This window comes from Halosolutus halophilus, from assembly GCF_022869805.1.
Taxonomy (GTDB): Archaea; Halobacteriota; Halobacteria; order Halobacteriales; family Natrialbaceae; genus Halosolutus; species Halosolutus halophilus.
In genome coordinates this window covers 1,955,282-1,974,080 of the sequence record NZ_CP094974.1, presented here as the reverse complement: position 1 = coordinate 1,974,080, position 18,799 = coordinate 1,955,282, and the positions used below count along the sequence as shown (strand labels likewise).

General features: G+C 66.5%; 22 protein-coding genes. 14 read left to right on the top strand and 8 right to left on the bottom strand.

The genetic code is table 11. The annotated features are described in order from the left end of the window. Nucleotides 1-140 precede the first annotated feature (140 nt). The gene (locus tag MUG98_RS09740; RefSeq protein ID WP_265111934.1) at nt 141-1,739 is read left to right on the top strand and encodes a winged helix-turn-helix transcriptional regulator; all 1,599 of its coding nucleotides are present in this window, start codon (nt 141-143) and stop codon (nt 1,737-1,739) included. A 295-nt stretch (nt 1,740-2,034) separates the two neighbouring features. Here the strand turns inward: MUG98_RS09740 and gvpO are convergent, their stop codons facing one another. Genes gvpO through gvpA form a run of 3 tightly spaced genes read right to left on the bottom strand, consistent with a single transcriptional unit; the run spans nt 2,035 to nt 3,953 of the window. Continuing rightward, nucleotides 2,035-2,577, bottom strand: coding sequence for a gas vesicle protein GvpO, halophile-type (gene gvpO / locus MUG98_RS25255; RefSeq protein WP_320443126.1), 543 nt, complete (start codon nt 2,575-2,577; stop codon nt 2,035-2,037). 54 nt (nt 2,578-2,631) lie between these two features. Then, entirely contained in the window at nt 2,632-3,660 is a 1,029-nt protein-coding gene (gene gvpN / locus MUG98_RS09725; protein ID WP_265111933.1) for a gas vesicle protein GvpN, read from the bottom strand. A gap of 5 nt (nt 3,661-3,665) precedes the next feature. Then, nucleotides 3,666-3,953: a gas vesicle protein GvpA gene (gvpA, locus tag MUG98_RS09720; protein ID WP_250139719.1), complete on the bottom strand. Its 288-nt coding sequence runs from the start codon at nt 3,951-3,953 to the stop codon at nt 3,666-3,668. Between the two features lie 289 nt (nt 3,954-4,242). Between gvpA and MUG98_RS09715 the strand changes: the two genes are divergently transcribed. The 8 genes from MUG98_RS09715 to gvpM all read left to right on the top strand — a co-directional run bounded on the left by MUG98_RS09715 (nt 4,243) and on the right by gvpM (nt 9,132). Continuing rightward, nucleotides 4,243-4,860, top strand: a complete 618-nt coding sequence (locus tag MUG98_RS09715; protein ID WP_265111932.1) for a GvpL/GvpF family gas vesicle protein — start codon at nt 4,243-4,245, stop codon at nt 4,858-4,860. Between the two features lie 2 nt (nt 4,861-4,862). Next, a complete protein-coding gene (gene gvpF / locus MUG98_RS09710) occupies nt 4,863-5,117 on the top strand; it encodes a gas vesicle protein GvpF (RefSeq protein WP_265111931.1) in 255 nt (84 codons plus the stop codon). Continuing rightward, nucleotides 5,117-5,920: an Hsp20/alpha crystallin family protein gene (locus MUG98_RS25250; protein WP_320443125.1), complete on the top strand. Its 804-nt coding sequence runs from the start codon at nt 5,117-5,119 to the stop codon at nt 5,918-5,920. The genes gvpF and MUG98_RS25250 overlap by 1 nt, the downstream gene beginning before the upstream one ends. Continuing rightward, nucleotides 5,913-6,818: a hypothetical protein gene (locus tag MUG98_RS09700; protein WP_265111930.1), complete on the top strand. Its 906-nt coding sequence runs from the start codon at nt 5,913-5,915 to the stop codon at nt 6,816-6,818. The genes MUG98_RS25250 and MUG98_RS09700 overlap by 8 nt, the downstream gene beginning before the upstream one ends. Nucleotides 6,819-6,895: 77 nt before the next feature. Next, a complete protein-coding gene (gvpJ, locus tag MUG98_RS09695) occupies nt 6,896-7,465 on the top strand; it encodes a gas vesicle protein GvpJ (RefSeq protein ID WP_265111929.1) in 570 nt (189 codons plus the stop codon). A gap of 1 nt (nt 7,466) precedes the next feature. After that, entirely contained in the window at nt 7,467-7,811 is a 345-nt protein-coding gene (locus MUG98_RS09690) for a gas vesicle protein K (RefSeq protein WP_265111928.1), read from the top strand. Further along, on the top strand, nt 7,808-8,734 hold the full coding sequence (gvpL, locus tag MUG98_RS09685) for a gas vesicle protein GvpL (protein ID WP_265111927.1): 927 nt from the start codon (nt 7,808-7,810) through the stop codon (nt 8,732-8,734). The genes MUG98_RS09690 and gvpL overlap by 4 nt, the downstream gene beginning before the upstream one ends. Further along, nucleotides 8,731-9,132, top strand: coding sequence for a gas vesicle protein GvpM (gene gvpM / locus MUG98_RS09680; RefSeq protein ID WP_265111926.1), 402 nt, complete (start codon nt 8,731-8,733; stop codon nt 9,130-9,132). The genes gvpL and gvpM overlap by 4 nt, the downstream gene beginning before the upstream one ends. Nucleotides 9,133-9,329: 197 nt before the next feature. On the opposite strand, the gene MUG98_RS09675 is transcribed toward gvpM, so the two are convergent. The 3 genes from MUG98_RS09675 to MUG98_RS09665 form a co-directional block, all read right to left on the bottom strand. After that, a complete protein-coding gene (locus MUG98_RS09675; protein ID WP_265111925.1) occupies nt 9,330-9,545 on the bottom strand; it encodes a hypothetical protein in 216 nt (71 codons plus the stop codon). Between the two features lie 784 nt (nt 9,546-10,329). Beyond that, entirely contained in the window at nt 10,330-11,397 is a 1,068-nt protein-coding gene (locus MUG98_RS09670; RefSeq protein WP_265111924.1) for a zinc-dependent alcohol dehydrogenase family protein, read from the bottom strand. Between the two features lie 62 nt (nt 11,398-11,459). Then, nucleotides 11,460-11,867: a hypothetical protein gene (locus MUG98_RS09665; RefSeq protein WP_265111923.1), complete on the bottom strand. Its 408-nt coding sequence runs from the start codon at nt 11,865-11,867 to the stop codon at nt 11,460-11,462. A gap of 209 nt (nt 11,868-12,076) precedes the next feature. Between MUG98_RS09665 and MUG98_RS09660 the strand changes: the two genes are divergently transcribed. The 5 genes from MUG98_RS09660 (at nt 12,077) to MUG98_RS09640 (ending at nt 15,877) form a co-directional block, all read left to right on the top strand. Continuing rightward, entirely contained in the window at nt 12,077-13,888 is a 1,812-nt protein-coding gene (locus tag MUG98_RS09660) for an aldehyde ferredoxin oxidoreductase family protein (RefSeq protein WP_265111922.1), read from the top strand. Further along, the gene (locus MUG98_RS09655) at nt 13,881-14,645 is read left to right on the top strand and encodes a DUF7124 domain-containing protein (protein ID WP_265111921.1); all 765 of its coding nucleotides are present in this window, start codon (nt 13,881-13,883) and stop codon (nt 14,643-14,645) included. The genes MUG98_RS09660 and MUG98_RS09655 overlap by 8 nt, the downstream gene beginning before the upstream one ends. Before the next feature lie 129 nt (nt 14,646-14,774). Further along, the gene (locus tag MUG98_RS09650) at nt 14,775-15,032 is read left to right on the top strand and encodes a hypothetical protein (RefSeq protein ID WP_265111920.1); all 258 of its coding nucleotides are present in this window, start codon (nt 14,775-14,777) and stop codon (nt 15,030-15,032) included. A gap of 183 nt (nt 15,033-15,215) precedes the next feature. Then, entirely contained in the window at nt 15,216-15,569 is a 354-nt protein-coding gene (locus MUG98_RS09645; protein WP_265111919.1) for a hypothetical protein, read from the top strand. A 149-nt stretch (nt 15,570-15,718) separates the two neighbouring features. Beyond that, nucleotides 15,719-15,877 (top strand): hypothetical protein, encoded by a 159-nt coding sequence (locus MUG98_RS09640; RefSeq protein ID WP_265111918.1) that lies wholly within the window; start codon nt 15,719-15,721, stop codon nt 15,875-15,877. A 60-nt stretch (nt 15,878-15,937) separates the two neighbouring features. Here MUG98_RS09640 and MUG98_RS09635 read toward each other — a convergent pair whose 3' ends face one another. Further along, nucleotides 15,938-16,570, bottom strand: coding sequence for a TorD/DmsD family molecular chaperone (locus MUG98_RS09635; protein ID WP_265111917.1), 633 nt, complete (start codon nt 16,568-16,570; stop codon nt 15,938-15,940). After that, on the bottom strand, nt 16,567-18,744 hold the full coding sequence (locus MUG98_RS09630; RefSeq protein WP_265111916.1) for a hydrogenase iron-sulfur subunit: 2,178 nt from the start codon (nt 18,742-18,744) through the stop codon (nt 16,567-16,569). The genes MUG98_RS09635 and MUG98_RS09630 overlap by 4 nt, the downstream gene beginning before the upstream one ends. Between the last annotated feature and the right edge of the window lie 55 nt (nt 18,745-18,799).

Below are 18,799 nucleotides of genomic sequence, written 5' to 3'. Positions count from 1 at the left end.
CACGGTGAAATACCTTGCTGGATCGGCTCCCGGCTCGCCAGCGATCGACCCGTCTTCCGTCCGACTGGTCGGGTTGCATGACTATCACGAAAACGGAAAAAGCGTATTACGGATACTCTCGAAGAGGGGGAGTGATTGACATGGAACCGGGCTCGTCGATCGGACGAACACTCGCGTGTCTGGTCGTCGCACTGGTGATCGGCAGCACACTCGCTGGTGTCGCCGTCGCCACGCCGGCGAGTGCAGCCGACGGCGACCTGCTGGACGCGGAGCGCACCGATCGAACCGCCTCCATCGACGACGAACTGAACGAGACGACGGACGCGATCGAGAACACCACCGACGAGACGACCGACACCGTCCAGAATACGACGAACGAGACGACGGACGCGATCGAGGGCACGACGAACGAGACGACGGACGCGATCGAGGGCACGACGAACGAGACGACGGACGCGATCGAGGGCACGACGAACGAGACGACGGACGCGATCGAGGGCACGACGAACGAGACGACGGACGCGATCGAGGGCACGACGAACGAGACGACGGACGGCGTCCAGAATACGACGAACGAGACGGCGGATACGATCGAGGAGACGACGAACCAGACGACCGATACCGTCCGGAACACGACGAACGAAACCACTGGCGAACTGGACGACCCCGTCACCAACGCGACCGACGACGACGTCGCGACCGCCTCCGACGAACTCGAGAACGCGACAGCGGTGACGACCGGAATCCTCGACGACAGCGTCGAATTGACCACCGGACTCGTCCAGTACACCGTCGACGAAACGACCGACGCGATCGAGTACACGGTTTCTGGAACGACGACCCTGGTCGACACCATCGTGTCGGAGACGGGAACGCTCACGACCGTCGAGGACGGGACGCTGGGGGCGGAGTCGTCCGCATCGGTCGAGACGTCGACGGACGGCGACTCGGGCGGCGCAGACGCGAGCGACGACGATACTGGCAGTTCCGATCGCTCGAATCCGGGTGCCAGGGCCACGGCTGCCGACGCCGTCCTGGTCGGACTACTGGGTGCGATGGCTGCAACGGGCGCTGCGACCGGCGGCACCGGCGCGGGTGCTGGCGGTGCGAGCGGAACGACGACCACCACGAACCCGCTTCGCCGCGTCCGGCGCGCGGGATCGGGTCTCCCCTGGAAGCTCCTCCCGATCTTCAAGTACAGCCGGTACGACGATTCCGATCCGCTCGAGAACGATCGCCGGCGGACGGTCTACGAGATCATTCAGGCCGATCCCGGCTGTTACCTCTCGCGGATCGGCGAGCGCAGCGACGTCTCCCTCTCGACGGTCCGCCACCACGTCCGCATCCTCGAGGACGAGGGGCTGGTGACGACCGCCAAGGTCAACGGGAAACGGCGGTACTACGTGGATTGCGAGACGTCCGCGGCGGCTCAGAGAAACGACTTCGCCGTCGAGGACGTCGAACTCCACGCCGCACTCGACGAACCGGCCAAACGCGAGGTCCTCGAGACGCTCGCGGAACTCGGCCGGGCACACAACGGGCGACTCGCGGACGCCATCGATCGGGACCCGAGCACGGTCTCGCACCACCTCTCCTCGCTCGCGGAGGACGACCTCGTCGTCCGAGAACGCGACGGACGATCGATCGCCAACGAACTCGCACCGAAGGTCGAGGCGGTCCTCGCCGGCGAAGAGACGACCGAGGGCGATGCCTCGTCGCCGACTCTCGCGGACGATTGAGTGGCGGCCTCGTCCTGTACTGCTGGATCGAATCCGCTGTGGTGTAACGATCGATCCGACCACTGGCTAGACCTTCGGTGTGCCGTTCACAGAAGTCGTGGCCCGCGGGCCTCGACCGGTATCGATCGGTACCGCGTCGGTGATGGAGTGGCCGAACCGGCGCTGGTGCGGGGGTGGTGAGCCGTACCGAGTGCGAGGGAGTGATCGATTCGTACCGGAACCGGAACCTGGTGACGGAGTCGTGACTGACGGCCCCAGGCGAGTGGGGAGACGAGAGTTCCGAGCGCAGATCGACCTAGCCCTCGAACGACGTCGTGTCGCCGCGCCGGTAGCGATCGAGTCGGCGGTAGCCGTGGACGGTGCCCTCGGTGCCGAGTTCGATCTCGTACCGGCCGATGATGTCCTGCGTGTCGGGCACCGATCGGCGTTCGACGACTTCGACGATCGCGCGCCAGCCGTCGTCGGTCGGTGCGATCTCGCTGACGGCGTCGAACTCTCGGCCGATAAGCTGGCCCGCAGTCGATCGGACGGTCTCGCGAATGGCGAGGACGCCCGCGATCTCCTCCCGATCGGCGTCGACGTCGGCGTCGACCGTCTCCGGGTCGACCCGTTCCTCGTCGGTCATGTGGGCCGCGGGCGGTTCCCCGGCGTCGCTTTCCGTCTCCTGTTCGTCCGCTCGCTCCTCCTGTTCGACGGCCTGGCTGTCGTTCACGGTTGGATCACTCTCGTCGTGCTGGAAACAGAATCCGTCGTCCTGGGCCGGCCGCGAGCAGCGCTCGCCGTCCCCGGTGAGCGCCTTGCACTGGTCGGCTGATTGTTTCGTATCGGCTTCGGCCATGGGTCGTGGTGGATCTCGGTGTGCGTGCTGTGCGTGCGCCGGACCGGTGCCGGCTCAGATCGTCTCGGCGATCGTCGATCGGAGCGCGTCGACGTCGTCCGTTCCCTCACCCGCGATCTTCGGCGCGAGCACGTCGGTGAAGACGTCCGTGAGTACCTCGTCGTCGATCGTGCCGTTCTCGGCCGCGCCGTCGAAGACGGTCACGCCCTTCGCGGCCGTGATCGCCGCGCGCGTCCCGACGACCATCTCGAGTTCGTCGCGAAGTCTGCGGGTCGTCGCGACGATCGTCGCGATGTCCTCGTCGGCGAGGTCGACGTGAGCGGCGACGATCTCGCGTTCCGTCTCCTCGTCGTAGTAGTCGACGTGGACGCCGACGAACCGATCGAGCAGCGCGTCCTGTTGCTGGTGGACGCCGGCGTACTCCGCGTCGTTCGAGGTGAGGATCACCCGGAACTCCGGGTGGACGTCGATCGTCCGGTCCGCGCCACGCTTGCCCGGTCGCTCGAGGACGCCCTCCTCGAGCACCGAGAGCAACACGTTGTGAGCCTCCGGATCGCTGCGCGAGAACTCGTTGTAGACGAGCGTCGCGCCCTCTCGAACCGCGACCGAGAGGGGGTTGTCGACCCATCGCTGACGGACGATCTGGGTCTTCTTGTCCACGCCGCTGACGAACCGATCGTGCTCCTCGTACCGTTCTCCGCCGGCGTGGGTGCCGACGAGCGCCGCGGTGTCGACGGCTTCGTCACCGTTGAGCCAGACGACCGGACGGCCGCGTTCGGCCGCGGCCGCCAGCGCGAGTGCCGTCTTCCCACACCCCGTCGGGCCGATCAGATGCACTGGCTGGTTCGCTTCGAGCCAGCCGGTAATCCGATCGCGGATCGACGCGACCGCGTCGGTCTCGACGAACGGGTCGGGAACGACCGCCGCGGGATCGGCGAGCGGGCTGTCGCCGTTGCGTTCGCCCGCCTTCGACGCCGTTCGCGCGAGTTCTTTCTTCGCTTGCCGGCCCTCCTTCTGCTCGCGATCGCGTCTGATCTTGCGCCCGCGGACCTTGCGCTCGCGGGAAGACGAATCGTCGGCCATTCTGGTTATTCGGTCGCGGATTGCGGTGATGACTCCGGCCGTGGCTCGACCTCGAGTTCCTCGAGTTCCTCGAGATCGCCCTCTGCGGTGGCTTGCTCAATTTTTGCGATCTCCTCCGCGTAGTGGAGGAACGTGTCGACCGATGCGACGACCACGCGGGCCTCGATCGTCAGCAACTCGATCCCGACGACCGAGATTCGCGCCCAGACGTCGATGACGACACCCTTGTCGAGAATGCGGTCCAGTACTTCCGCGAGACTCGAGGAGTCGGGTCTTCGTTGTGGTTGTGCCATAGCTACGTCCGATCGTTCACGCCTGCCTCGTAACACGGCTTGCGCTGCGACTGCAAGCCGTCAGGAGCGAGGTCAGGAGTTCGCGGGTCGACCGTCACGGAATCCACGAGATGAGCGCCACGGGATCGCTGCGCTGCCATTGCAAGCACCACGATAACGACGCGGGGACCCAAACGTCGCGTGACGAGTTATCAGAACAACCGGAGTATCGTTCCAGATCGCGTTCGAGCAGCCGAATCGAACTGCACGGCCCACCACGACTCAACCCCCACGAGCACGTCCCCGACCGATGACACACCGCTACGTCTACGGCGTCGTCGACTCCGATGACGTCGAATTCGAGACCGACGCCGTCGCCGGAGCGACGCAGATCTACACGATCTCGCACCGCCGACTCGGTGCCGTCGTCTCCGACATCGACACGACCGATCCCGAAGAGACCGACGAGGACGCACAGCGCCACGACGACGTCCTCCGCGAGATCATGGACGACGGCCAAACGGTCGTCCCGATGCAGTTCGGCATGGCGTTCGAGAGCGATCGCGCACTGAAGAACGTCCTGCGGGGCGCTCGCCCCGCGTTCCGCCGGGCATTGAACGATGTCGAGGGCCGGATCGAACTCGGCATCAAGATCGTCCGCGACGAGGACGCCGACGTCGATCGGGCGGCGATCGAGGAATCGGTCGCGGACGAACTCGAACCGATCGCAGCACAGTCCGTCGCGAACGACCTGTTCAGCGATCGACTCGTACTTAATCGCTCCTATCTCGTCGAGCGCGACGATCGCGAGGAGTTCGACGCGGCGATCGTCCGTCTCGAGGACGAACACGAGGACCTCACGGTCCGGTATACGGGTCCGTTCGCGCCGTACAGCTTCGTCGACGTCAAGATCGGGGCGCAGCGATAACCATGTTCATCCTCGACGACCTCCTGTTTCGACCGATCGTCGGCATCGTCGACACGCTCCACACGCTGGCACTCGACGAACTGTACGACGTGGAGGGGCTCGAGGACGAACTCAAGGAGAACCAGTTGCTGTACGAACTCGGTGAGCGCTCCGAGGAGGAGTACCAGCGCCGGAAAGAAGAACTCGAGGAAGAACTCGAGATCGCCCGGGAGATCCACGAAGAACTCGCGAGCGGCCGCGTAGAGGTGAAACGATAATGAGCGAGTGGACCGACGACAGCGACGACGAACCGGCCGACGACCACCGCGAGGAGTCCGACGAGGCCGACGAGGCCGAGGAAACCGAGGAGATGGCCGACGAGCCGAGCGACGTCGAGGTAGCAGACGATTCGTCTGAGACGGAGTCGGAGCAGAACGATCGCGAGCCGAACGCAACCGCGTCCGGGGACGATACTCGCGACGGAGACGAGCCGGATCGAGAGCCCCACGACGACCGGCCAGCCACATCCCGTGATCCACACCCACACACCAGGGCTACGAACGCCGGCTCCGACGGGGATGGGGACGACCACTGGCTTTCGAGCCTGATCGACGCGCTCGAGCGACTCGAGGGGAGTTCGACGTCGGGCCAGCGCCGCAGTGACCGGACGGTCCTCGACTACGACGTCTCGATCGGCACGGCGTTCGATTCGGACGACGAGGTATCGGACTCGCCGTTCGGTTCCAATCCGATCGACGAGTCGTCGGGGGAGGACTCGCGACGGGGGCGATCACGAAAACGCCGCCGTCGGCACAGTTCGTCGGGGGCCCATCACCTGACGACGCGGACCACCGAGGACGAACTGCTGGTAACCGCCGACGTCGCCGGCGCCGATCCGGCCGACGTCACGGTCGGGTTCGACGACGGAACGCTCGTCGTCGCCGTCGCGGGCTGGGAACTCGATCGGGTCGACGTCCCCTGGGCCGATCGATCGGCGGACGCGTCAATCAAGAACGGGATCCTGACCGTCGAGGTGACGCCCGGTCCTAAATCGACGGGCGAGGAGGACGAGGATGGGTGACGAGGACTCCTTCGAGCGCCTACTGGCGGACGCGGAGGACTGCCTCGAGAACCTCGACGAGTGTCTCGGCGGCGTCGAGAGCCTCGACGACCTCGACGACGAGACCCTCGGACAGGTACGAACGGACGTCGACACGCTCACGCAGGTCGCGACGGAAGTAAGCGAACTGGTCGAGGCGATCGATCTGACCGACCTCCCGGACGCCGTCGACGCCGACGAGTTGCTCGAAGCGATCGACGCCGGTGAGATTCCGGACGCGATCACGGACGAGGACACCGACGCCGGAGACGTCGTGGACTTCACACAGGTGTTCAGGGCGATCGACCTGCTGAACGCGTGGGACGCCACGGACTTGGTAGACCTCTGGGGTGAGAAACGCGAACTCGACGACGCGCTCGAGGCGGCTGCCGACGAGGGTGAGGACGCAAGCGTGGTCGAGAAGGCCGCCGCGACCGTTGCGGACGACGACGAGGATCTGATCGGCGACGACGACGGGGACCTGATCGAGACCGACGTGGATCCAATGGCGGGTGCGAAGGAAGCGCTCGGCAAGCCCGACGTCACCGAGGACCCCGAGGCGTACCAGGCGTTCATCCAGGAGCAGGCGACGCGGGGAATCGACGCGTTCCGGGGTGCGCTGCTCGAGACCAACGCGAAGTTCGAGCGCCTGTACGAGATCAACCGCGAGAAGATGCGCCGCCACGACACCAGCGCGAACTCCCGGAATCCGACGGCGGCGTCGACGATTCAGACCGATCGGCGCGACCTCGGCGGCGGCGCCCGGCACGCGACGGTGCCACAGCAGGTCAAACTCTCGACGGCCCCCAGCCGCAAGCGGATCTACGGCCGGCGATTCGAGATCGAGCGACAGAAACGGAGAAACCAGAATGACGACTGAACCACCACCTCGACGTCAGGCGTACCGGGCGGGAACTGCACTGCGGTCGCGAGGTGCCGGATCGAGAGGTGAGACCCGTGCCGCATGACTTCCAGCCCAGCCGCCAGAAGACCGACCTCGCCGAGGTCGTCGAGATGCTGCTCGACAAGGGGATCGTCATCAACGCAGACATCGCCGTCTCGATCGGCGACACGCAACTGCTCGGCGTGCAGGTCCGGGCCGCGATCGCCTCCTTCGAGACGGCGGCCAAGTACGGTCTCGAGTTCCCGGAGGGGACCGACATGCAACGGCTCGCGGCGGCGGTCGACGAACCGGAACTCGCGGAGATGGAACGGCCGAACCCGGCGATCGACCCCACCCGCGGCGTCAACGTGACGCCGAATCCGGAGGACGAGGAAGAGGCGGAGGGCGGCGACGGGACCGATGCCGACGCGAGCGACGACGGCGACGAAAGCACCTCGCTGGATGAGGATCGCGTGACCGATCGGCTCGGGAAGCGGCCCGAACCCGAACGGCCTACCAGCGGCGGGTTCGACCTGCCCAGTGACGACGCGGACGAGGGGGGCGACGAATCGTCGGCAGAAGAGGGTGGCGAGGACGGTAGCGAAGACGAAGCGGAAGCGGCCCCGAAAACGGAGGAGTCCTGAGATGACGACGATCGACGTCGGCGACGGTGAGGACGCACGCCAGGGACTGATCACCCTCGTCGTCACCGTCGTCGAGATCCTGATCGAAGCCTTAGAGCGCGAGGCGGTTCGTCGCATGGAGTCGGGCAACCTCACCGACGAGGAGATCGAACGGCTCGGCGGTCAGCTCGCGACGATCGAGGCGGAAATCGAACAGCTCAAAGACGACGAGGGGATCGAAGAGGGCGTCGACGACCTCCGAAGCGACCTGGACGGACTGGTCAACGACGCGATCGAACAGCTCCACGGCGAGCCGACGGTCACGTCCGCGCCCGGCTACTCCGTCTTTGGAGGTGAGAACGAATGAGTTCCGACCAGCCCGATGGAATCGAAACGCTCGACGACGTCGAGGGTATCGACGACGTCGAGACGGCCGCCGATCACGAGGAGCTCCCCGAGATCGACGACGGACGGTATCTCTACTGCGTCGTCCGGGCCGACGACGACGCGACGCTCGAGACGACCGGCGTCGACGGCGAACCCGTGTCGGTCGTCGCCGAGGACGGTATCGGAGCGATCGTCCACGAGTGCGACTCGATCTACGATTCGGCGGATCTCACGCAGGTCCGGCGCTGGCTCGTCCGCCACCAGACGGTCGTCGACGAGGCTGGCGAGGCCTTCGGCACCCCCATTCCGTTCCAGTTCGACACGATCCTTCGGGCCGACGACGACGGCGTCCGCGAGTGGCTTCGCGACGAGTACGAGACGCTCGAAACGGCGCTGTCGGAACTCGAAGGCCACTGGGAGTACCGCGTCGAGGTCGTCGAAACCGACCCGATCAGCGACGACGCGCTGATCGACCGCGACGAGCGGCTGGCCGATCTCGACGCGCAGATCGACGATTCCGGGGAGGGAACGGCGTTCCTGCTCGAGAAGAAGTTCGACCAGCGGCTCACGGAACTGCGGACGGCCCGCCGAGAGTCACTGACGACCGATCTGCAGGCCCGACTGGACGAGCACGCACGGGAGGTCCACGCCCTGGAGCGGTCGCCGACTGCATCGCTCTCGGACGACGTGACGGGAGCGGGTGAGGCCGGAACCGACGGCGAGACGCTCTGTCGTCTCACGCTGCTCGCTCACGAAGACGACGAGGAGGCCATCGGCTCGGTACTCGACGATGTCGCGGCCACCGACGGGCTGACGGTCAGATTCACGGGTCCGTGGCCGCCGTACACGTTCGCGCCGGAACTGGGCGGCGACGACGAGGAGGCGACACAGTCCCACTCATGAGGCCGCGAAAGGACGACGAGACGTTCGTCGACGTGCTCGACGTACTGCTCAGGGACGGGGCGATCGTGCGTGCGGACGTGATCGTCTCGGTCGCGGAAATTCCACTCGTCGGGATCAAACTCACGGCGGCCATCGCCGGGATGGAGACGATGACCGAGTACGGACTCTTCGAGGAGTGGGACGCCAGACGGCGCCGCCGAGCGATCGGTCGGCAGCGCCGCGAGGACGGCGAACTCGGCGAGCAGGTGGCCGACGATCTGGCCGATCGACTCGCCGTCGGTCACAGGAACGGAGTTGCCGACGCAGACGGAGAACGGACGACCGCGGAGGGCGACCCCAACGGCGAGCACACCGACGAAGATAGCGCCTCCAGCGGAACTGCCGAGGACGAACGATAGCAACCAGCGGAACGGTTGGCGACATCCATTATCAGGAGCGGAACGGTTGGGAACATCGATAACAACGAGCGGAACGGTTGGGAACAGCAAAAATCAACGGTAGGTTCGGGCGGCATCGTGGAGGGCAATCACGACCAGAGCCGCGATCGAACGTGGCGCAATCGGTCGTCGGTCGCCCCCGGATCGGGGGCGATCGGTCAGGCTTGCTTCGGCCGTTCCGTCGTGAGTTCGACGTCGCCGGAGACGGTGGCCTCGTCCCGATCGTCGTCGTAGACGTACTGGCCGGTTCCCTCGCAGAGGGTACACTCGTAGGTCTCGGAGATCTCGTTGATCATCTCCCCGTCCTCGAAGTAGACGCGGCTCTGGGTGATCTGCAGGAACTGGGGGGTCTCGCAGTTAGTGCAGGTGATCATATCCAATCCGTCAGGACGATCGGTTGTAGTTATCCGGCTTGTAACCGAAAGCGAGCGTTTCCTATGGCCGTCTTACTCCGAAATCCCGCACACAGTCGCCCCCGAATCGTGTTATTCTTTCCCACACCTACTGACAGGGGGTCAGCCAGTCCGTACACGGTCCGTAATCGGTCCCTAATCGCCGGACACCGATGGGATACGATCGATTCTGTAACCACGGCGCGACCGCTAGAAACGGTCGCTTATTCGCGATCGAGACGGACTCTTCGTCCGGTCGTATACGACGGCGTCGTCGCTCCCGTCCCCGACGGTCGGGAGTCGACGGTCGGGTCCCGCCACCATCGACAGGAGTCGGACCGCACGCCCGGCCGTTGCAAGCAGAACCGTTTATGCGGGGGCTAGAGCCGCGATGGCCGTCCGGGGGATTCGTAGGTCGCTCTTAGCCCCGAGGTAGTCCGTCCCTTGCTGTGGATCGGCGACGCTACCGGGCGTAAAACCGCCGTATAACAAATGGGGGTTCACTCGTTGGCCTGACGTGCGGGGATGGAACGCCCCGCCGGGTACACGCCAGGCCCAGACCACGATGTGCTGACCAGCCGATTGCGTGCGTTCGTGCCCGGATCGCTCGGAAGTGGACTCGCCCCCGCTTCGAGTTAGCTCATGTCTCTCACGCCAGGCGGGTTCCCGCCCCCGCCCGGCTTGCAGCACCGACGATCGATGACCACCCGGTCTCGATCGGATCGCCAGTGTCACCGGCTCAGAACGGAGTTACAGCGCCGGCCCGTTACTCCTCGAACTCGGTCACGACGGGAATGCCGATCGTCTCGTAGTCGTCCATCGAGGCCAGCGTCTCGGGCAGTTCGTCGAGCGAGAGCGTTTCGCCGACGATCTTGCCCGGTTCGAGGGTGCCCTGTGCGATCAGGTCGAACAGTTCCTCGTAGCGAACCAGCGGCATCCCGAAGGAGCCGTGGAAGTCGATCTCCTGCATCGTCATCCTGTCGACGGGGAGATCGATATGTCCCGCTTCCTCGCCGGTCGTCAGACCGACCTGTACGTGAGTCCCCCGCGTGGCGAGGCTATCGATCGAGTTCTGGCACGTCTCCGCGATCCCCAGTGCGTCGATGGAGACGTCCGCGCCGCCGCCGGCCAGCGCCTTCACCTCGTTCGCCGGGTTCTCGACCTCGGTTACGTTGACCGTCTCGACGGCACCCAGTTCGCGGGCGCGATCGAGTTTGTCCTCGCGGACGTCGACCGCGATCGGATGCGCGCCGAGGGCGCTGGCGATGTGGATCGCCGAGAGGCCCACGCCGCCACAGCCGTGGACCGCCACCCAGTCGCCGGGCCGGAGGTCGGCCCGATCGGCCAGCGCGTGGTAGGCCGTCATGAACCGGCAGCCGAGGCCGGCCATCTCGGTGAAGTCGACCTCGTCGGGAAGTTTCACGCAGTTGTAGTCGGCCTCGCGAACGGGGAACGCTTCGGCGAACGCACCCGGCGCGATGCTCGTGAACCCGAGCGGGATGACCGTTTCACAGTTGTTGGCCCGTCCCTCCCGACAGTGGGGACAGGTCCCGTCGCCGAGGTGGAACGGGACCGTGACACGATCGCCTTCCGACAGCGTCTCGACGTCCTCGCCGACGGCGGAGACGATCCCTGCGGGTTCGTGTCCGAGGATCTGTCCTTTCGGGGCTTGCACCCCGACCCATCCCCAGTCGCCACGCCAGGCGTGCCAGTCGCTCCGGCAGACCCCGCAGGCTTCCGTCTCGACGATGACCTGGTCCGGCTCCGGTTCCGGATAGTCGACGTCCTGTACTTCGAGCAACTCCCCGTGTTCTTCGAGTACGGCGGCTCGCATGGACAGACAATTCAGCGAACGAGTACAAAAGTGTGGGAGGTGTTCGCGAGCGCCGGTGGGCCTCACCGCGATCCGACCAGCAGTTCCGAACTCTCGGGGGAGAGTTCGACGGTGACGTCCTGACGGGTCTGGTCGTCGATCTGGTCGATGTTCCGCGTCAGGACCTCGAGGACGTCTTCGGGTTCGGGGTAGACGAGCAGGTTGCCGTCCCCGTCTTCCATCACGAGTTGCGTATCCGCGAGGGTCACCTGATCCTCCTCGATCCGGGCCGCGATCGCCGGAAGCGCCTCCGCGCCGCCGACGTCGCCTTCCTCGACTCTGGCGATGTACAGCGCCTCGACCCCGATCAGGTCCTTGTACTCCCGGACCACCTCGGCACACGCGACCATGTCCCGCGTGATGGCCGTCTTCGAGTCGTTCCCGTGGGTCCCCTCGTAACAGTGATTGCAGACCCGTAGTTCCATTCGCATGTCTCCCTGCTAGCGATGGACGGGCAAGGGAATTTTCGTGAGCAGACGTGAGAGTCGGTACATTCGTCAGGTCTCCCCGTCGAGAAAACTAACGATCCGCGTACAAAGACGTTCGTCGTGAGAAGACGATCGACGACGGCGGACCGTCGACGGTAGTTGCAGATTCCCGGCCAACTGTTAAAGACCGCCGGGCCCGTACGTGGGAATCAATGGCACGGGAAACTCCGGGACGCCTCCTCCGGGTCGACTGCACGACCCGGACCGTTACCAGCGAGCGGATCCCGGAGGCGTGGCTCGAGGCCTACGTCGGGGGGAAAGGACTCGGCGCGAGATATCTCTACGAGGAACTCGAGGCGGAGACGGACCCGCTGGCACCCGAAAACGCCCTGCTGTTCATGCTCGGACCGGTCTCCGGACTGACGCCCGGCGAGGCCCGGTACGCGGCGATAACGAAGTCGCCGCTGACCGGTGCCTTTCTCGACTCCTACGGCGGCGGGAGCTTCCCCGATCGCCTCGCCGGGTCGCTCGGCGCTCACATGGGGATCCTCGTGACCGGTCGATCGGACGAGCCGGTCGTCCTCGAAATCGACGACGGCGACGGACGGCTCGAATCCGCGGCCGACTACTGGGGGTACGACGCCGAAGCGACCTGCGAGGCGTTCCCCGACGCGGCCGTCGCCTGCATCGGTCCCGCGGGAGAGCACGGCGTCCAGTACGCGACGATCGCCTCCGACGGCGGCGACCACCACGCCGGACGCGGCGGTGCCGGGACCGTGATGGGATCGAAGCGGCTCAAGGCGATCGTCGCCCGCGGAGACCCCCTCGACGAGCACGCCGCCCTCCGCGAGCGCTACGAACGGGAGTTCGCCGAGAGCGACGCCGGCCGCTGGCAGCGTGCGAGCGAGACGCTCGAAACGATCGACTTCGCGAACGAGGTCGGCGTCCTGCCGACCCGGGGCTGGCAAGAGGGGCAGTTCGACGGCGCGAGCGAGATCGGCATCGAGGCGGCCCGCGAGAACGCCAGCGAACGCGAGCGCGAGGACGAGTCCGTTCCCGGCGGCTACCGCATCGAGAGCGAGGAGGGCGACAGCGTCCCCAGAGGTGCGACGCCGATCGTCCTCGGGGCCGGCCTCGGGATCGACGACTTCGACGCCGTCACCGCGCTCGGGGCGATCTGCGACCGGCTCGCGCTCGACGTCATCACGGCCGGGAACGCCGTGGCCTGGGCCGTCCGCGCGAGCGAGGAAGGAATAATCGACCGGGACCTCGCGTTCGGCGACTACGAGGCCGCGAGGCGTCTGATCCGCGAGATCGCGACCCGGGAGACGCCGCTCGGCGACGCCCTCGCGGACGGAATCGACGGTGCAGTCCGCGAGTTCGGCGGCGAAGACCTGATCCCGACCGTGAAGGGGATGGACCTGTCGTCGTACGACCCTCGCGGTGCCGAGACGATGGCACTCGCCTACGCGACGAGCGATCGCGGTGCCTGTCACCGTCGCGCCCGGCCCGTCGAGTCCGAGGCGCTCGGCCGATCGTGGCCGACGGATCGGGCCAGAGTCGCCGCCGTCGTCGGCGAACAGAACCGTCGCGCCCTCCTCTGGTGCCTCATCGTCGACGACTTCCTCGAGGACGCGCTGGCCGATCTCGGGGCCGAGTGGCTCGCCGCCGTGGGCCGGCCGTACGATCGGGACGCCCTCGCGACCGTGGGCGAACGGGTCTGGACGCTGATCCGACTGTTTAACGTGCGCGAGGGGTTCGACCGGGCCGACGACGACCTGCCAGCCCCCATGCTCGACCCGATCGCGGACGGCCCCGCCGACGGGAACGCGATCGATCCGGCGGAGTTCGAGTCGCTGCTCGATCAGTACTACCGATACCGGGGCTGGAACGAGGAGGGGCGACCGACCCGGGAGACCGTTCGTCGACTCGGACTGGCGTCGGTCGTCGACGACGCGACGCCCGTTCCCGCGTCGGACGGGCCCGGAGGCGATCACGTCACGGAGGCCACCGACGATGACTGATCGGATCGATCTCGACGACGTCGAAACCGAATCCGACGAGGACGACGAACCGGACGGGAACGACGGGAACTGGATCTGGCGCGACGACGGCGGTGCGGACCCCGAACCGGACGCTGCTTCCTCTCGGCGGTCGACGGCGGCCGATCGGGGTCGGGACCGTGAGGAATCGGCCGACGACGCGGCGGGGACCGCCGAGAGTGTCGACCCTTCGGACGCCCCGGCACCGCACGTCCCGAAAACGGGCGACAGGATGCCGGCCGGAATTCCGGCCGCAGGAAGCAGCGGAGACGAATCACGATCGACCGGTGAGAGAGCGGGCGGCGCCGATCCCTCGACGCCCCGAGCGATGGGTACCGACGAAGCGTCTGGTCCCCACGGCGGCGGTGCCGACGACATGACGATGGCGATCACGTACGACGCCGTTCGGAAACTCGAACGACCGGACCGGGTCTTCGCGGGCGCGACGTGGGCCGACTGGATCGGCATCGTCGGTGACGTCCCCGCACACGTGATACAGAAGTTCCAGCGCGACCGCGGGATCGACGCGGACTTCTTCAACGGCACCGGGACGGCCCCGGCCGAACGCCTCGCCGAGATCGATCGCAACTCCATGTTCTACGCCGATCGGCTGGTCGTCGTCGGACTGGAGGGCGAGGACGAACCGATCGCCGAAAACGCCGACTGGGAGTTCGTCCCGTTCGCGGAGGCGGCCGCGAAAGCCGACTGGAACCTCGCGTCGGACGACGACGCGGCGTGATCGGTGGGCTGAAACTTCGTTTTGCGCCGCTCGCTCGAGCGAGCCGGTACACCGATCGACGTCCGTGACACTCACGGCCGGAAACCGGTGTCGGGAGGAATTTTCACGGTGGGACGCGATACCGCGCCTATGGGGATCCGAACTGCAATCGACCACAATCCGCTGATCGCGTTCGGACTGCTGTTCGTAGCGGGCTGGACCGTGCTGATCGGACTCAACGTCGTCAACCAGATGGGGGGTCTCGGTCCCGGCAACTGGGTCGGACAGCACGGCTTCGGCGGCCTGATGGGCGTGATCGTGATGGCCGCGTTCCTCGGACTGATCCTGCTCGCGTTCGGTGCGCTCGGCGAACCGGACCCGGCACCCGAGGAGTGGCCGCCCGAGTAGTTAACCGACAGAATCGTCACTTCGTCCCCGCGCTACGACCATGTACTCCGACTCGACACGCTGCGGACGATCGAATCGTATCGGACGCGAAGCGGCCACCGACCCGTTTCGCCCCGCTCATATCGTCGAAGATCCGACTCGCTGGCCGATCGAGATCGAGACGAACGCGGAGGGACAACCGCGATGACGCTCTCGATCACCGTCAGCGATCGGTTCCGGGAGGCCGCGGCCGACTGGGGCGACGATCGGCTCGTGGACGAGGAACGGGCGCTCGAGACCAAGGCCGAACAGGCGCTGCTCGAGATCGAACACCTCGTCGCCGGAAGTAGCGAGGTCTCCTTCGAGGTCGACGGTGAGACGATCCGTCACGAACCGAGCGACGATCTGGAGGCGTATCTCCAGCGACAGGCCGACGCGTACGGGCTCGATCCGGCGGACGTGCTCGCGTTGCACGTCGACCTCTTCGCTCGCGCGTTTCTCGAGGACGAGGGCGGATCGGGCCCGGACTGGTCCGACGATCCCCGTCCCGGACGGTGAGTCGCCGATCGGAGACGGCCGCGCGATCGACCCGCCCACCCCGCTCGTCCGGCCGGACGAGAGCGCCACCCGAAACCGGTCGGCGGACCTGACAGACAGCCCGATCGCCACAAAGCTATATCCGCGCTACCGGTACACATGGACATAGAATGACCCACACGAACTGGCGACCGAAACCGGGTCTCGACAGGAAGTACGCAAAGGAGATCTGGTACCACACCGCGCCACACGACGTCAACGACGGCGAAGTGGACGGGGAGGTCTCGTTCGACGAGGAGATACTGGAACCGTTCCGCGACGACGAGTGAGAGCCGTCGACGAGACGTTCCCGGACCGTTCCGCGACGACGAGACCGAGGACGCGGCGTCTCAGGCCATCTGCATCGCGATCTCTTCCTCGAACGCGACGTATCCCTGCAGGATCGCCGCCACTGCTTCGTAGAACCGATCGTCGGTCTCCTCGCGGACGTCGGCGGCGAGATCGTCGATCCACGCCGAGAGGTGCTCCTCGTGGAAGACGCGCTGGTAGCCGAAGGTCTCCTCGTCCCCCCGGCGCTGCTTTCGGATCAGGTGCCGTAGGAAGGCGAGTTCTACGGCGACGTAATCGTTCTCCTCGGGATACTCCTCGGGCGGCGACCAGCCGGCAGCACCGTAACTCGCCTCGACCTGTGCCAGCCCCGACCCGCGGAAGTCGGTGTCCTCGCGGTAGTAGGTCTCGTGTGCCATGATCTGCGGTCGCGGACCGACGAACAGGCGCGTGAACTCCCGTTCCAGTTCGTCCCGGACGGCCCCGGGATCGCGGTCCGCGTTCGCCTCGACGAACGTCTCGAGTGCGTCGAATCCCCGATCGAGGTCCGCGCCGACGCTCTCTTCCGGAAGCCGGATCTCGCCGGTCAGCAGCGTCTCGACGAACGACTCGGTCGGGACGTCCGCGAACGCGTCGACCAAGAAGTTCACGAGTTCGAGTCTGGCGTCGTACAGCGCCTCCTGATCGACGCTCATTCGTTCCCACCTCGATCGTACAGGAGCGTGGCGCGACAGTCGCCACAGTAGTCGAAGATAGTCCCCGACGCGCTCGGCGCGAGGTCGGCGACGAGATCGCCGACTTCCGACTGGATCTTCTCGACGGACTCCTCGCTCGTGAACGGCGTTCCACAGCGTGCACACTCGCGCATCGAGCCCTCGAACACCTCGATCCACGGATCGCCGTCGCGGCGCTCCGGGAGCAGGGAGAGGTCGAGGCCGTCGCGCATGGTGATGACGTCCTCGATACAGCCCTCTTCACAGGTTCCGCAGTTGACGCACTGCTCGTGGTTGAACTCGAGCGTCGCCGTCTCCTCGTCGCGCCGGATCGCGTCGGTCGGACAGAGGTTGGAGCAGGTCGGCGTGAGCGTACAGCCCTCCGCGACGTCCATCCGTCCGAAGTCTTTCAGGCCGCGGATCACGTCCCGATCGGGGTCGACGTGCTCGACGATCGCACGGACGCTCTCTAACGTCCAGCCGTGACTGTCGAACGGCGGGGTCTCCCGATCGGCGTCGCCGGACTGCGTCCGGCTGTTCGCGGAACGTGGTTCCGCGCTGTCGATGCCGCCGGTGGCCTCGTGCTCGCCGGCGGGGATCGACGAGTCGTCCAGTTCGGCGGCGAACGTCGAGATTTCTTCGACGAACGCGCCGTGATCGTCGGGATCGGGCGCGAAGAAACCGACCCGCTCGCTCAGCCCGAGGTCCGTCGCGGCCCGGTTGAGCCGGGCCACGAGGTCTGCTTTCGGATCGGGGCCGGAGTGCAGACAGTCGCCGCCGCAGCCGACGATCGCGACCCCGTCCGCGCCGCAGGCCAGCGCGTGCATCGCGTGGGCCTCGCCGACGGTGTCGGTACAGTTCACGTGGACGGGGAGGATCGGCGGGTACTCGACCTCGGCCTTGCCCGCAGCGGCCAGGCGGCCGTACTCGGCCAGCGCGTCGTCCGCCCGTTCCGAGCAGACGAACGCGACGATCGCCGTGTCGACGTCCGATCTCGATCGATCGAGGACCCAGCCGCCCTCCTCGTCGGTGGGCCGGAGGAGGGCCTCGACCTCGCGGGCGAGTCGTTCGTTCGACGGTTCGCGGAGCCTCGTCGCGCCAGTCGGACAGGCGCTGGTGCAAGCGCCGCAGTTCTGACAGGCCTCCTTGTGGAACTCGACCTCGTCGATGCGCGATCGCTCGACGGCGTCGTGGGGACAGGCCTCGACGCACTCGTTACAGCCCGGCTGACTAGAGTTCCCGGCCGCGCAGACGTCCATCTCGAGGTCGAGGTGGTCCGGTTTCTCGATGCCGCCGAGCAGGTCTTTGACGGCCGAGATCGTCGCCGCGTCGATCGGAGCCGTGTAGAAGCCGATCCGCCCGCCCCGGGTCCGGCGACCGGCGGCCGGGTAGACGATCTGGTCGAACGCGAGGGTCCGCTCGGCCCCCTCGAGATCGATCGCGTCGGTGGGACAGACGTCGGTCCACTCCCCCTCGGGCGCGTCGGGGTCGATATCGACCGGGTAGCGCGTCACCGCGCCGTCCGGGCCCTCGTGGACGCACTTCATGCAGGAGATACAGTCCGCGGTTACCTGCGCCTCGAGACGGACGGAGAAGTCGCCGTAGCGCCCGTCGACGTCGACGACGCGCCCGCGCTCGATCGTGACCTCGTCCAGATTCGCAGCCGCATCGACGTACTCGTTCCCGTCCGCGATCAGGGTGACCTCGGCCTCTCCCGAGAGTGCTGCGGCCGTCTCCGGATCCGCGACGACCGCGACGCTGTCGCCCGCCTCCCGCGAGATCGATCGGGAGACGGACTCCGCCTCGAGACCGGCGTACCGGGCGTTGACCATGCGGGCCGTCTTGGCCGTCGCTCCGGCCTCGCCGTGAACCCAGCCGGCGCTCTCGCGCTGGTCGACGAACGAGACCGCGTCGGGATGTAACCCCCGTTGCTCGGCGACGCGTTCGATTTTCCGCTGGGCGCCTCGCTCGGGACAGGTCACGATCAACTGGTCGAGGTCGTACTCGTCGACCACCTCCTCCATCGCGGGGAGTCCGTCCTGACAGAGCAGACTCGAACTCGCCGCGACCTCGACGTCCTCGATCCCCTCCCGGACCCCCTCGAGATCGACGTCACAGGTGTCAGCACACGAACAGACGAAGCTCCCGACTCTCATCCCGTCGTGCTATTTCGTGGCACGATAATAGCGTTATGTGCGAAATTGCTAACGT